The sequence below is a fragment of the Aeromicrobium sp. genome (assembly GCF_036675695.1).
GTDB lineage: Bacteria > Actinomycetota > Actinomycetes > Propionibacteriales > Nocardioidaceae > Aeromicrobium.
This window is the reverse complement of sequence record NZ_JAKFEL010000110.1, coordinates 19,691-32,838: the sequence shown is the minus strand read 5'-3', so window position 1 is coordinate 32,838 and position 13,148 is coordinate 19,691. Positions and strand designations below refer to the sequence as shown.

The window sequence follows — 13,148 nt, the reverse complement described above, 5'->3', positions numbered from 1 at the left end:
CGCCGACGTTTCGATTGGACACAGGGCTCAACCTCCCCGAGAATTCTCGACAGAGCACGCCGGGAGGGAGCCCCGAATGGACGCGAGCGACTCACGCACGCCCGAAATTTCGTTGGAACACGAGTTCGTGTCGACGGCACCGTTTGTGTACAGCGACACCGGCGAACGTGAAGCCACGAAGGTGCTCACCAGCACGCTGGGCGACTCCGTGCAGTTCCTGTTCAACCGCCGCGTTGGCTCTGGCAAGGTTCACGGACAGGTCGACATCATCGTGGTTGCCCCTTCGGGCGTGTTCGTGCTCGATCCCAAGGACTATTGGGGTCGCAAGGTGCGCGCCAATCGCGGACGCGACGCGTTCGTCGTCAATGGCCGTGTACGCCCGGCGCTCGCCGACTCGATGCGCCGGCACATCGACGCCGTACGCGTGGCGATGGCTGTCGGGCCGATGCCAACCGTGCCTGTGTCGGGTGCGTTCTGCTTCATCGGCGCAGACCTCCCGGTGGGGCCGCTGGTCGTCGGTGGTGTGCCCGCGACGACTCTTCGCGGTGCGGCCAAGCTGCTCAAACGGCGTGGACCGCTGACTGCTCAGCAACGCACGGAGCTCCACGCCTACCTGAGCGAGCAATTCCAGCCAGCCTGATCCGCCCCCGCCGTAGACTGCCCAGAGCGCACCTACCGTCTGGGAGACACATGTCGAAGGCCGTCAAGCTCGGCGCAGCATTTGCCGTGCTGGCTGCTGCCCTGGTCGGTCCCGCGCAAGCCGTCGAGCTTGAGTCGCCGTACGCCAACCAGACGCCGTACGTCGATCCCGCCGCCACGCCACCGGTGCTGACCCCGCCAGCCGGATACAAGATGCTCTTCATCGAAACGGTTGCCCGTCACGGTTCCCGCTCCATGACCAGCACCTCCGCCGAGACTCGCGCACTGAACATCTGGAAGGCCGCCAAGTCGAAGGGCAAGGTCACAGCTGTCGGCGAATCATTCGACAACGACCTTGCAGCGTTCCAAGCGGCCGAACGCAGTGTCGGCTACGGCAGGCTCACCGATCTCGGCAAAGCCGAATGGCAGGGCATTGGCAAGCGCACCGCCGAAAACTACGAGGACTTCTTCACGACCCTTGCGCCGAGTGACCGGATTGCGCGGGTGACGTCTACGTACACACGTACCAAGCAGAGCGCCACATCGATGCGGTACGGCATCGACTCGGTGGTCGACGGTCTGACCTACGCGACGACGACCACCAGCGAGTCACTCCTTGAGCTCCCCAATGGCTCAACCTCCGCCGGACGCACAGCCATCTCCAAGATCAAGAAGTCCGCAGGCGTGGGCGTGGGGGCCAGGAACGTGCTCCGCACGTTGTACACCCAGTCGTACGTCGACAGCCTCTCTGCGCCGGTGTCCGCGGCACTCGACATCTACGTGCTCTACTCCACAGGCCCTGCCATGGCCGGTCACACCTCCGTGAACTTCGAGGACTACGTACCGGTGGAGGACGCGCGGATTCTCGGATACGTGAAGGACGCTGAGAAGTTCTATGAGTATGGTCCCGGCGTCGCCGGGCAGACCAACTCGTACAGAGCGGCCAAGCCGCTGCTGAGCAACTTCTTCTCGCGCCTGGATGCGCGGATCAAGGGCGGATCGACGGCTGCCGTGTTCAGACTCGGACATGGCGAGACGACCGTCCCGTTCGCGGCGCTGATCAGGATTCCCGGCAGCGACCTTCACGCGTCAGCGAGCAGCTACTACACCCGGGCCAACAATCCGTGGCGTGGCCGCATCGCTGGCCTGCCGGCCGGAAGCATCGAGTGGGTGGCCTACAAGAAGTCGGGCAGCCCCACGCTGGTGACGATTCGCCACAACGAGGTGCCGGTGAAGTTCCGCGCATCGTGCACGCCGTCCGAACCCAACGGCTACTTCTACACGGTCACGCAGCTCAAGAGCTGCCTGCTCTAGTGGCGCAGCTTCACGAGCTTGGCGAGCTCGGCATCTGACAGCTCCGTCAACGCGCCCTCGCCGCCGTTGACCACGGCGTCAGCCAGCGACCGCTTGGACCGGATGAGCTCGTCGATCGACTCCTCGATCGTGCCTTCGCTGATCAGGCGGTGGACCTGCACGTTCTTGGTCTGGCCGATGCGGTGAGCGCGATCCGTGGCCTGGTCCTCGACGGCCGGGTTCCACCAGCGGTCGAAGTGGATCACGTGATCGGCCTTCGTGAGGTTGAGACCGACACCGGCGGCCTTGAGCGACAGCACGAAGACCGGCACCTCGCCACCCTGGAACTTGTGCACCATCTTCTCGCGCGCCTTGATCGTGGTGCCGCCGTGCAGGAACTGGCTCTTGATCTTCTTCTCGTCCAGGTGCCGCGACAGGAGCCGGCCCATCTGGGCGTACTGGGTGAACACCAGCACCGCGCCATCCTCGGCGACGATCTCCTCGACCAGCTCATCGAAGACGGTGAGCTTGCCTGAACGAGCGGGCAGGCGACCGTCCGACTGGCGAAGGAAGTGCGCCGGGTGGTTGCAGATCTGCTTGAGCTGGGTGAGCAGCTTGACCACGAGACCACGGCGCTGAATGCCGACCGCCGCCTCGATCTCGGCGAGTGTGTTGCGGACGACCGCTTCGTACAGGCCGACCTGCTCACGCGTGAGGTTGACCGTGTGATCCGTCTCGATCTTGGGCGGCAGCTCGGGCGCGATGCCGGGGTCTGACTTGCGGCGACGCAGCACGAACGGGCGGATCAGCTGCGACAGACCCGCGGCCTTGGCTTTGTCGCGTCGAGCCTCGATCGGCCGCGACCACTGCACGCGGAACTGCTCGTATGTGCCCAGCAGTCCCGGCGTAGTCCAGTCGAGGATCGCCCAGAGCTCGGAGAGATTGTTCTCGACCGGCGTACCGGTCAGCGCGAGCCGCGCCTCGGCGGGGATCGTACGCAGCGCCTGTGCCGTACGGGCGCGCGGATTCTTGACGTTCTGCGCCTCATCGGCGACGACCAGACCCCAGCCGGGCTGATGGAAGCGCAGGAAGTCGGCGTCCGCACGCATCGTCGCGTACGTCGTCACCACGAAGCCGTCCTTCACGCCGTCGAGGCGGCGGCTGGCACCGTGATAGCGCCGTACGTTGACGCCTGGTGCGAAGCGCTTGATCTCGCGTTCCCAGTTGCCGAGCACGGAGGCGGGGGCGACGACCAGCGTCGGAGCTGTCGTCGTACGCGCGCGCTGCAGATGCAGGGCGATCAGCATGACGGTCTTGCCGAGACCCATGTCGTCGGCGAGGATCCCGCCGAGTCCGAGGTCGACCAGCTGCGTCATCCACTGCAGGCCTTGGAGCTGGTACTCGCGCAGCGTGCCGTCCAGTTCGTGCGGCTGCACGGCGGGCATGATGTCGCGGTCCTGAGTGGCGAGCTTGCGACGCAGGTCTTCGAGCCACCCGACCGTGTCGACCTCGGTGCTGAGCCCGTCGACCACGAGTGTGCCCGAGACGGCAGCGCGCAGTGCTTCGCCGGGGGTGATGGTGCGGGTGCCGCGCTCGAGGACGCGCTGCAGGCGGCGTGGGTCGACGAACACCCACTGATCGCGCAGCTTGAGCAGTCCGGTCTGCGACGTCGCGAGCTGGTCGAGCTCGGTCTGGGTCAGCGTCTTGTCGCCGAGCGCGACCTGCCACTTGAAGTCGAACAGCTGATCGGCGGCGAACGCCTTGGCTCGCTCCGAACCGGGAGCCTCCTGGCGTCCGACGACAGCCTTGGTCTCAAAGGTGCGTACGAGATCGGGCGGCCACCGTACGTCGATGTGCGCCGCCATCAGATGCGAAACCGTACGACCGTCGCCGAGCAGCGCGAGCTCGTCGGCGGTGACGCGGACCGTGCCCTTCGAGATGTCCGCGAGCAGACGTGCCGCGGGCGGCCAGGTGTCGCCGGTGCGGGTGAGCATCGTGCGGGTCGACTGGCGTACGCCGGGGCCGAGGTGGTGGTTGTCCTGTGCCCATACGTCCCTGGCACGCGCAGCGCCGAATGAGCTGTCCCGAGGCTTGATGCGAAGCTCGATCTCGGCGATCAGCTGCTCTTCGGGCTCGTACAAGAACGTGACTTCGAAGATGTACGAGAACAGGCGCTCGCGCTCTCGAGGCTGCGCTGCGCGCGGGGAGACGTACGCCTGCCGCTGCGGGGTCGACGCAGCCGCTGGAGCATCGACGGCGAGAGCCTGGAGGAATGCCTTGACCTTCGCGCCGCCGCTCGGGATCGCGGTGGCGGCTTGCTGGAGCTGGGTGAGCTCGGAGGCCTCGGGGGAGCCGAGATTGCCCTTGGCCATGATGCGTAGCGCGAGGATCGCGGGCGTCGCCCACGCGCGTACCGAAGCGTGCGCCGACATGGCACGAATGCCCTGGCTCAGCGGTCCGATCGACTCGCTCGCAGTGGCGCGATGTTCGCCGTCTGGACCATGAAAGACGAAGCGCGACTCTGCCGGATCTTCGGCGACCTCGAAATCGACCGGATAGCGCAGCATTAGGCGCAGATCAGTCGATGTGGGCATCCCTCCATTGTCCAACACGCGCCCAAACCATCCAAAACGGGCAGGTCTTCATCTCACGGGGTTTCGATACGTCGGCCGCGGGCGGCCTCCTACTCAACCAGCGGAGATGGTGGCGAGCTGGCCAGATCAGCTTTCGAGCACTGCGGTGGCTGCCGCTTCGATGACCTCGGGGATCGGAGCGTCAAAGTCGAGGACGTGCCCACGCTCATCGCTCTCGAGCGGTTCGAGGGTGTCGAACTGCGACTGAAGCAACGAGGACGGCATGAAGTGCTCTCGCTTCTCCATCCGTTCGCGCAGGACGTCGAACGGCAGGTCGAGGTGCAGGAAGTACGCATCGCTCGCACCTCGACGCAGGGTGTCGCGGTAGGCGCGCTTGAGGGCCGAGCACGCAAGTACGGACCCGTTTCCTGCGGAGCGGTTGGCGGCGAGCTTGGCTGCCAACAGCTCGAGCCACGGTTGCCGATCCTCGTCGTTCAGCGGCGTACCCGCCGACATCTTCTGGATGTTCGACTCCGGGTGGAAGGAGTCTCCCTCAATGAACACGAAGCCAAGTCGTTCGGCGAGTGCCGTGCCGATCACGCTCTTGCCGGTGCCCGAGACACCCATCACGACGATCTGTCGGGCGGCCGCTGCGCCAGACTCATTCGCTGTAGAGCCCACCGTCAACCGGCGATCGGCCAGAGCACCGCGGCGATTGCGAATGCCGAGAGCCCGAGGGTCGTCTCCATCACGGTCCACGTCTTCAGCGTCGTCTTCTCATCCATGCCGAAGAAACGGCTGACGAGCCAAAAACCCGAGTCGTTGACATGGGAGAGCGCCGTCGCGCCGGCAGCGATCGCGGTGACCAGCAGGGCGATACGCAGGTCGCCGAGTCCGTCAGCCTGAGATGCGATCAGACCGGCCGCCGTGGTCAGCGCCACCGTGGCCGAGCCCTGTGCGACGCGTAGCGCGGTGGCGATCAGGAACGCCTGGAGCAGCAGCGGTATGCCCAGATCGGACAGCGATGAGGTCAGCGCCTCGCCGATGCCGCTGGCGCGCAGGACACCGCCGAACATGCCGCCTGCACCAGTGATGAGGATGATCGAGCAGATCGGTCCGAGCGACTTGTCGAGCAGTTCCGTCGTCTCGTTGAGAGTACGGTCGCGCGTGCCAAGCACCGCGATTGCCGCCAGCAGCGTGATGAGCAGCGCGATCGGTGTGTTGCCGAGCAGGATGAGGAAATCGACGACTGAGTTGCCCTCGTCGATCGATCCGCCCGCGATCAGCGTGGTGAGGACCGTGTTGAACGAGATCAGAACGAGCGGAATCGCCAACAGGCTGATCACGGTGGCAAAGCTGGGGGCAATCGTCTTGGTCGCGGTGTCCGAACCGTTCGAGCCTCCGTTGACCTCGCCGAACAGCATGTCGGGCACGGGGACATCGAACTTCGAGCCGAGAAAACGCGACACAAGGAAGACACCGACGTACCAGGCCAGAAGTGCAATGGGCAGGTTGACAAGCAGAATGATGCCGATGTCACCACCGAGGACCGTGCCGGCTGCGACCGGTCCGGGATGGGGCGGGACGAGGGCGTGCATGGCAGCAAACGCGCCGGCCGCAGGGAGTGCGTAATAGAGCACCGAGCCGCCGAATCGCCGAGCCACCGTCAGGATGATCGGCAGGAACACCACCAGTCCGGCGTCGAAGAAGATCGGGAAACCGAAGATCAGTGCGGCCACGCCGAGCGCGAACGGTGCACGTTTCTCTCCGAACCGTCCGACCAGGGTGTCGGCGAGGACTTGGGCGCCGCCGGTCACCTCCAACAAGCGTCCGATCATGACTCCGAAACCAACCAACAGAGCCACAGACGCGAGCGTGCTGCCGAACCCGGATGTCAATGCGGCCGGGACGTCTACGAGTGGGATTCCCGCGGCGACGGCCGTCACGACACTGACGAGGACGAGCGAGATGAATGCGTGCAGGCGGACCTTGATGATGAGGAACAGCAAGAGAGCCACCGCAAGTGCCGCGATGATCATCAACGTCGATGTTCCGTATGCCGGATCGATGGGATCCACGGTCGACTCCTGTATGTGGGGGGCACTGGGTTGTCGCCAGTGTTGCCCGAAGGTCAGAGGCCCGCAACCGCTGGGCAGGCGGCGGACATCTCGGAGGTTGAGTAGCCCTGGGGGACGAGGGCGTATCGAAACCTGGTGAGTCGAGATGCTTGAGCGAGCCGGTTGTGTTGCTTGGTTTCGATACGTCGGCCGCGGGCGGCCTCCTACTCAACCAGCGAGACGGTGGCATCTCGGTGGTTGAGTAGCCCTGGGGACGAGGGCGTATCGAAACCTGGTGAGTCGAGATGCTTGAGCGAGCCTGTTGTGTTGCGTGGTTTCGATACGTCGGCCGCGGGCGGCCTCCTACTCAACCAGCGAGATACGGTCGGCCCATGCGTGCTGTCGCTGCTGTGGTTGCTCTTGTCTTGCTGGCGGCTTGCTCGAGTGAGCCTGAGAAGCCGGTTGCTGAGCCGACTACGCAGACGCAGACTCCCACGCCGACGTTCATCTACCCGGGCAAGGACTGGGCTGTTGCCGAACAGGGTGACTTCGCGAGGGTCGATCGTGAGCTCGCCGCTGCTCGCACCACATGCTTTGCGGTCGTCAAGGACGGGCGTCTTTTGCACAGCACGGGCGAAGGCTCGACGCGGCCTGCGTACTCGATCACCAAGTCCGTCACTGCGATCCTTGTGGGCATCGCCGCCGACGAGGGCAAGCTGGCGCTCGATGACAAGGCATCGAAGTACATTCCCGAATGGCGACGCACCGCCGCGCGGAACGTCACGATCCGAGACCTGCTCTCCAACACCTCGGGCCGGCACTGGGACTACAACACCGACTACAGCCAGATGATCCGCCGAGCACCGGACAAGACGGCCTTCTCGATCGGACTCGGCCAGGACAGCCGACCCGGCACCAAGTGGGACTACAACAACTCGGCCGTGCAGACCCTAGAGGCAGTGCTGGAGAAGGCCACCGGACAGGATGTCGCCGCGTACGCCAAGAAGCGGCTTCTCGATCCGATCGGCATGCGCGACACCACCTGGGCGCACGACAACGCCGGCAACACCACGACGTACTCAGGCATCGACTCGTCCTGTCGCGATCTCGCCCGCATCGGCTACCTGATGATGCGAAGCGGTGCCTGGAAGGGCGAGCAGCTCGTCTCAGACTCGTTCGTCGCCGAAGCCACCAACGAGTCATCGTCGCAGCTCAACGCCGCATACGGACTGCTCTGGTGGGTCAACAAGCCCGGCCGCATCGTCACGATCGACCGCGCCGCCGGGTTCCCGAGCGACAAGCCGCCCTACAAGGGGCAGCTCGCACCCAAGGCACCGGAGGACACGTTCTGGGCGCTCGGATACGGCAGCGAGTACGTCATGGTGATCCCGTCCGAGGGTCTCGTCGCCGTACGTATGGGATCGCGCCCCAACACCCCGGAACAGCTGTCGTTCTCGGCGTTCGCCGACCTGGTCCTGAAGGCCTTGCGCATCTCCTGACGCACGTGGCCGAATCTCGTGCTGAGGTGGCCGAAATCCCGCACGACACCTGTCCGACCCGGACCCTAGGCTTGCGTCAGTCAACGAGAGGACTGTGACGCCGTGGCCGCTCCACGTACCGGGTTGGTCGCTGTCGCTCTCGCAATCGTCTACGTCGTATGGGGCTCGACCTACCTCGGCATTCGCGTTGTCGTCGAAGACGCACCACCGATGACCTCGATGGGCCTGCGGTTCGCGACGGCCGGCCTACTGCTCGGTGCCTTCTTCGCCATACGCCGAGGATTCAAGTTTCTCGCGCTGACCCGGCGGCAGATCGCCGGTACGGCCTTCCTTGGATTGTGCCTACCGTTGCTCGGCAACGGACTCGTGTCGGTCGCCGAGGACAAGGGTGCAACCTCCGGATTCACGGCACTACTAATCGCCGTGGCGCCCCTGATCATCGTGATCTTCCGTGCGATCGAACGCGATCTGCCCAACACCCAGACCATCGCGGGCGTGCTGCTCGGTTTCGCCGGACTTGCTCTGCTCGTGTTGTTCGGACGCGGAGCGGGCGACTTCGCTCTGGGCCCAGCCCTGATCGTGCTGTTCGCCGCGTCCTGCTGGGCGCTCGGCTCGTACGTCCAGCCACGGCTCTGGCTGCCGGCCAACCCCTTCGTTGTCGCAGTCTGGGAGATGATCTTCGGCGGCGCGATGATGGTCGCGCTCGGTCTGTCGGTGGGGGAGACGATGACCTTCGACTACCCGGCCAAGACGTGGTGGGCCTTGTCCTACCTGGTCATCTTCGGCTCGGTCGTCGCCTTCACCGCATACGTGTGGCTCGTCGCCAACGCACCGATCTCGCTTGTCGCGACCTACGCATACGTCAATCCGGTCATCGCGGTGTTCCTCGGTTGGCTGATCCTCGACGAGAAGATCACCTGGCCGATCGTGGCCGGTGGTGCGATCGTCGTCGCGGCTGTCGCCCTCGTCATATCGTCCGAACGCAGGAATCCGGCGCCGGCTGCTCCGGCCGAACCACCGGTGGTTGAACAGGTCGCGAAATCACTGCAAACGCCATGATTCTCGCGTAGGTTCTCCGGAATGACTGACGTCACGATCACGCACATCGGCGGCCCGACTGCGCTCATCGAGGTCGGCGGATGGCGCATCCTGACCGACCCGACCTTCGACCCGCCCGGCAAGCGCTACTTCTTCGGTTGGGGCACGATGTCGCGCAAGCTGGTCGGACCGTCGGTCCTGGCCAAGGATCTTGGCCCGATCGACGCCGTCCTCGTCAGCCACCACCATCACGGCGACAACCTCGACCCGAGCGCCGAGGCGCTGCTGCCGACGTGGGGCACGACCTACACGACCAAGAAGGGCGCCAAGAAGCTCGGCGGCAACACCGTGGGACTCGCCGCGTGGGAGACGACAACCCTTGAGGCGCCCGGCAAGCTGAGCATCACGATCACCGCGACCCCATGCCGTCACGGCCCGGTTGGCAGCGACCCGATCACCGGCCCGGTCGTCGGCTTCTCACTCAGGTGGGAAGGCCAGGAGCATGGCGAGCTCTGGGTCACTGGCGACACAGTGCTGTACGGCGGGCTTCGCGACGTCGCGAAGCGCCTCAAGGTCGGCACGATGCTGTTGCATCTGGGCTCGGTGCGGTTCCGCTATCTGTCTGGCTGGTTCCGCTACACGATGGACGCCACGGAAGGCGTCGAACTGATCGACCTCATCAAGCCAGCCACGGTTATCCCCGTGCACTACGAGGGATGGTCACATTTCCAGCAGGGCCGAGGCGACGCCGAAGACGTGCTCGCCACCGCGGAGACCGCGATCACCTGGCTTGATCCCGGCGAGACCACCACAGTGAACGCGTAGGTCACCCCTCCGACACCGGTTCTTCCTCGACGGGCGGCTCGGTCGGTTCGGTGGTTGCTGGTGCCGTCGGTTCAGGGGCTGGGTCGTTGTTGTTGTCGTCGTCCTTCTTCTTGTCCTTGTCCTCGTCCTTGCCCGAACCTGTGCTGCCAGACCCAGTTGAGACGGTGAGAACGACATTGGTGCCCGGCTCCGCACGCGTGGAGGGATCCACAGCGGTGACCGTGCCCACGGGTTCACCGGATGGCTGGTCGTTGCGCTGCGGCTCGAGTCCGAGCTTGTCCAAGATCTTCGCGGCATCCTCATATGACTTGCCGACCAGGTTCTTGGGGATCTTGACGAGTCCGGTGGCGATGCCGAGGTCCACCACGCTGTTCTCGTCCACGTCAGACCCAGGATCGGGTGACTGAGTCACGACCACGCCGGTCTTGTAGCCCGCAGCGTCAACGTCATGCGTCGTCACCTTCAGTCCCTTGCCCGCCAGTGTTGACGCCGCTTCAACGCTCGTCATCTTGCGTACGTCCGGTACCTCGACCGTGTTCGCTCCAAACGGATTCATCAGTGCGAACACGACTGCGGCGATCGCGAGCAAGGCGGAGCTGATCAGGACGGTGCGCCTCGAGCGATGGCGCTCTGGGAGCACCTCTTCGGTTGCAACGGTCGCGGCGGCCACTCCCGCCCCTCCCGCCGCGGCCACCGGTATCGGGTCCGTCTGGGTCGAGGCAACGGCCGCGGCCATGCCTGCAGTCGCTGCGACCCCGTCCGGTTGTGTCGCATCGGGATCAGTGGCCCTGTCCACTTCGGTCGGCACCGTGGTCGCCATTTCGCCTGCAATCGCCGCAACCTCGCTCGCGGACGGTCGATGACCGGGTTCTTTGGCGAGCAAGCTCTCGATGAGCGGACCGATGCCCGAGGCCAAGATCTCCTGCGGCAGCTCGGGAATCGGAGCCTGGATGTGCGCGAGGGCCGTGGCGACGTCGGTCTCGCGATGGAACGGGGGAGCGCCGGTGAGACAGGTGTAGGCAACGACCCCGAGCGCGTACAGGTCCGATTCGTATGTGGCCTGACGTCCGGACGCCTGTTCTGGGCTGAGGTAGTCGGCAGTTCCGATGAGCGCGCCCGTTGCGGTCAGCGACTCGCCACCCGTCGATCGGGCGATGCCGAAGTCGAGGATCATCACCCGGCCCGACGGCGTGAGCAGGACGTTGCCTGGCTTGAGGTCGCGGTGGACGATGCCGGCCTCGTGGGCCGCGGCAAGCGCACTCGCCATCTCGCCGATGATCGACATTGTCTCGCCGACCGGCAGTGCCACCCGTGACTTGAGCATCGCGGACAGCGAGACGCCGTCGACCAGCGGCATCACCAGGTAGGGCGTCGTTCGGCCGTGCCCGTCGGGATGCTCGCCATAGTCGTAGACGTCGACGATGTTCTGGTGGTGCAACGAGCCAGCCAGGTGAGCCTCGGTGCGGAGGCGTTCGCGGATCGACTCATCGTCGGCGAGATGGTCTCGAATGACCTTGACGGCGACCTCGCGATTGAGCAGCTGGTCGTGAGCTCGCCACACCGCGCCCATGCCGCCGGTGCCGATGACGGCGTCAAGGCGGTAGCGATCGCTGAGGATAGTGGGCACCGACCAACGGTATGCCGGATTGGCAGACTTCTCCTGTTGAGCGGGCCGCCGTGACCGCCCCTCAAGCGACAATGAACTATGACGTTCCGCGCCGCTGTGGCGGTCATCGCCGCGATGGCACTGTTCAGTGGCTGCTCGGGTGACGCGCCGGCACCCAAGCCGGTTCCGACGGCGACCGTGGATCCGGGAGAGCAGTGGGACACCATCGATCCTGATGGGGCTGGATTCGAGCGCTCGGGGCTGAGGAAGCTCGACCGGCTGCTCGCCGGCAACCGCTCGAACTGTGAGGTCGTGACCCGCGACGGCAAGCTCGTGCATGAGAAGTACTGGCGCGGATCCAAGGCCGACACCAAGAAGCCGGTGTTCTCGGTGACCAAGTCGTTCACGTCAGTTCTCGTCGGCATCGCCCAAGACCAGGGCAAGTTGTCGCTCGACGACAAGGCATCGAAGTACATCCCCGAATGGATCGGCACGCCGTCCGAAGACGTCACGATCCGCAACCTGCTGTCCAACGACTCAGGTCGTCACTGGGACTTCGAGACCGACTACATCGGTATGGCAGCCCGCGCCGTCGACAAGACTGCCTTCGCCGTCGGGCTCAAGCAAGACGCCGAACCCGGCAACGTCTGGCACTACAACAACTCAGCGATCCAAACCCTCGCTGCGGTGCTGAGGGCGGCGACCGGGCAGGAGCCGGCTGCGTATGCGGCAACACACCTGTTCGGTCCGCTCGGCATGTCCAACACCACGTGGATCCCTGATCGATCGCTGCACACGTCGACGTACGCGGGCATCTCGTCGACCTGCCTCGACCTTGCGCGATTCGGCCTCATGACGATGCGCGGGGGCGAGTGGAACGGCAAGCGGATCGTCTCTGAGACCTACCTCGGCGAGGCGACCGGCAAGTCGTCCACCGAGCTCAACGCCGCGTATGGGTTGCTGTGGTGGGTCAACCGGTCCGGGACGGTACTCGGCGCGTTGACCGCGACGGGCTCGACCAACGATGAGAACGCGTACGTCGGCCAGCTTGCCCCGCGGGCGCCCGATGACGCCTATTGGGCGCTCGGCTTCGGCAAGCAGATCATCTCGGTCGTGCCGTCCAAGGGCGTCGTGGCCGTACGCATGGGAACCATGCCGACGGATCAGACCGTGATCTCACCCAACAGCTTCACCGGCGCAGTGCTCGACGCCCTGAAGTAGTCAGACCTCCGCCTGGGCTGCCTCAGCCGCTTCGGCTTCGGCGACCTGGCGACGTACGTCGTCCATGTCGAGCCCCTTGACCGCCTGAATGACCTGCTCGAGGCCCGCAGCCGGGAGTGCGCCGGGCTGTGAGAACACCAGAATGCCGTCGCGGAATGCCATCAGCGTCGGGATCGAGGAGATGCCAGCTGCGCCTGAGAGCTCACCTTCGGCCTCGGTGTCGATCTTGGCGAACACGACATCGGGGTGCTGCTCGCTCGCGGCTTCGTAGACGGGGCCGAACTTCATGCACGGGCCACACCAGGAAGCCCACCAGTCGACCAACGTGATCCCGTCGGCGGAGACGGCCTCGTCGATGCTGTCCTTGGTCAGGTTGATGGTGCTCATGACTGCCTTT

The 13,148-nt window shown here is 65.2% G+C and carries 11 protein-coding genes; 6 read left to right on the top strand and 5 right to left on the bottom strand.

Annotation, left to right across the window (positions count from 1 at the left end):
* The first annotated feature begins 76 nt into the window (after nucleotides 1–76).
* On the top strand, nucleotides 77–640 hold the full coding sequence (locus V6M39_RS07000; RefSeq protein ID WP_332643065.1) for a nuclease-related domain-containing protein: 564 nt from the start codon (nucleotides 77–79) through the stop codon (nucleotides 638–640).
* Nucleotides 641–690: 50 nt separating this feature from the next.
* Nucleotides 691–1,953: a histidine-type phosphatase gene (locus V6M39_RS06995; RefSeq protein WP_332643064.1), complete on the top strand. Its 1,263-nt coding sequence runs from the start codon at nucleotides 691–693 to the stop codon at nucleotides 1,951–1,953.
* On the opposite strand, the gene V6M39_RS06990 is transcribed toward V6M39_RS06995, so the two are convergent.
* The 3 genes from V6M39_RS06990 to V6M39_RS06980 all read right to left on the bottom strand — a co-directional run bounded on the left by V6M39_RS06990 (nucleotide 1,950) and on the right by V6M39_RS06980 (nucleotide 6,583).
* Nucleotides 1,950–4,526: a DEAD/DEAH box helicase gene (locus V6M39_RS06990; protein ID WP_332643063.1), complete on the bottom strand. Its 2,577-nt coding sequence runs from the start codon at nucleotides 4,524–4,526 to the stop codon at nucleotides 1,950–1,952. The two genes, V6M39_RS06995 and V6M39_RS06990, sit on opposite strands and share 4 nt — an antisense overlap.
* 126 nt (nucleotides 4,527–4,652) lie before the next feature.
* Complete coding sequence (locus tag V6M39_RS06985; RefSeq protein WP_332643062.1) at nucleotides 4,653–5,186, bottom strand: gluconokinase; 534 nt, start codon at nucleotides 5,184–5,186, stop codon at nucleotides 4,653–4,655.
* A gap of 2 nt (nucleotides 5,187–5,188) precedes the next feature.
* Nucleotides 5,189–6,583: a GntP family permease gene (locus V6M39_RS06980; RefSeq protein ID WP_332643061.1), complete on the bottom strand. Its 1,395-nt coding sequence runs from the start codon at nucleotides 6,581–6,583 to the stop codon at nucleotides 5,189–5,191.
* Between the two features lie 371 nt (nucleotides 6,584–6,954).
* Here V6M39_RS06980 and V6M39_RS06975 point away from each other — a divergent pair, with 371 nt between their 5' ends.
* The 3 genes from V6M39_RS06975 (at nucleotide 6,955) to V6M39_RS06965 (ending at nucleotide 9,924) form a co-directional block, all read left to right on the top strand.
* Nucleotides 6,955–8,061 (top strand): serine hydrolase domain-containing protein, encoded by a 1,107-nt coding sequence (locus tag V6M39_RS06975; RefSeq protein WP_332643060.1) that lies wholly within the window; start codon nucleotides 6,955–6,957, stop codon nucleotides 8,059–8,061.
* A 102-nt stretch (nucleotides 8,062–8,163) separates the two neighbouring features.
* The gene (locus V6M39_RS06970) at nucleotides 8,164–9,120 is read left to right on the top strand and encodes an EamA family transporter (protein WP_332643059.1); all 957 of its coding nucleotides are present in this window, start codon (nucleotides 8,164–8,166) and stop codon (nucleotides 9,118–9,120) included.
* 21 nt (nucleotides 9,121–9,141) lie between these two features.
* A complete protein-coding gene (locus V6M39_RS06965; protein ID WP_332643057.1) occupies nucleotides 9,142–9,924 on the top strand; it encodes an MBL fold metallo-hydrolase in 783 nt (260 codons plus the stop codon).
* Nucleotide 9,925: 1 nt separating this feature from the next.
* Here V6M39_RS06965 and V6M39_RS06960 read toward each other — a convergent pair whose 3' ends face one another.
* Nucleotides 9,926–11,551 carry a protein kinase domain-containing protein gene (locus tag V6M39_RS06960; RefSeq protein ID WP_332643055.1) on the bottom strand — a complete coding sequence of 542 codons (1,626 nt, stop codon included), beginning with the start codon at nucleotides 11,549–11,551 and terminating at the stop codon, nucleotides 9,926–9,928.
* A 78-nt stretch (nucleotides 11,552–11,629) separates the two neighbouring features.
* Here V6M39_RS06960 and V6M39_RS06955 point away from each other — a divergent pair, with 78 nt between their 5' ends.
* Nucleotides 11,630–12,751: a serine hydrolase domain-containing protein gene (locus tag V6M39_RS06955; RefSeq protein ID WP_332643054.1), complete on the top strand. Its 1,122-nt coding sequence runs from the start codon at nucleotides 11,630–11,632 to the stop codon at nucleotides 12,749–12,751.
* On the opposite strand, the gene V6M39_RS06950 is transcribed toward V6M39_RS06955, so the two are convergent.
* Nucleotides 12,752–13,138 carry a thioredoxin family protein gene (locus tag V6M39_RS06950; RefSeq protein ID WP_332643053.1) on the bottom strand — a complete coding sequence of 129 codons (387 nt, stop codon included), beginning with the start codon at nucleotides 13,136–13,138 and terminating at the stop codon, nucleotides 12,752–12,754.
* Between the last annotated feature and the right edge of the window lie 10 nt (nucleotides 13,139–13,148).

Excerpts from the sequence above, each read along its gene's own strand:
- V6M39_RS06955 (WP_332643054.1), top strand. The coding sequence starts at position 11,630 with ATGACGTTCCGCGCCGCTGTGGCGGTCATCGCCGCGATGGCACTGTTC.
- V6M39_RS06995 (WP_332643064.1), top strand. The coding sequence starts at position 691 with ATGTCGAAGGCCGTCAAGCTCGGCGCAGCATTTGCCGTGCTGGCTGCT.
- V6M39_RS06965 (WP_332643057.1), top strand. The coding sequence starts at position 9,142 with ATGACTGACGTCACGATCACGCACATCGGCGGCCCGACTGCGCTCATC.
- V6M39_RS06990 (WP_332643063.1), bottom strand. The coding sequence starts at position 4,526 with ATGCCCACATCGACTGATCTGCGCCTAATGCTGCGCTATCCGGTCGAT.
- V6M39_RS06975 (WP_332643060.1), top strand. The coding sequence starts at position 6,955 with ATGCGTGCTGTCGCTGCTGTGGTTGCTCTTGTCTTGCTGGCGGCTTGC.
- V6M39_RS06950 (WP_332643053.1), bottom strand. The coding sequence starts at position 13,138 with ATGAGCACCATCAACCTGACCAAGGACAGCATCGACGAGGCCGTCTCC.
- V6M39_RS07000 (WP_332643065.1), top strand. The coding sequence starts at position 77 with ATGGACGCGAGCGACTCACGCACGCCCGAAATTTCGTTGGAACACGAG.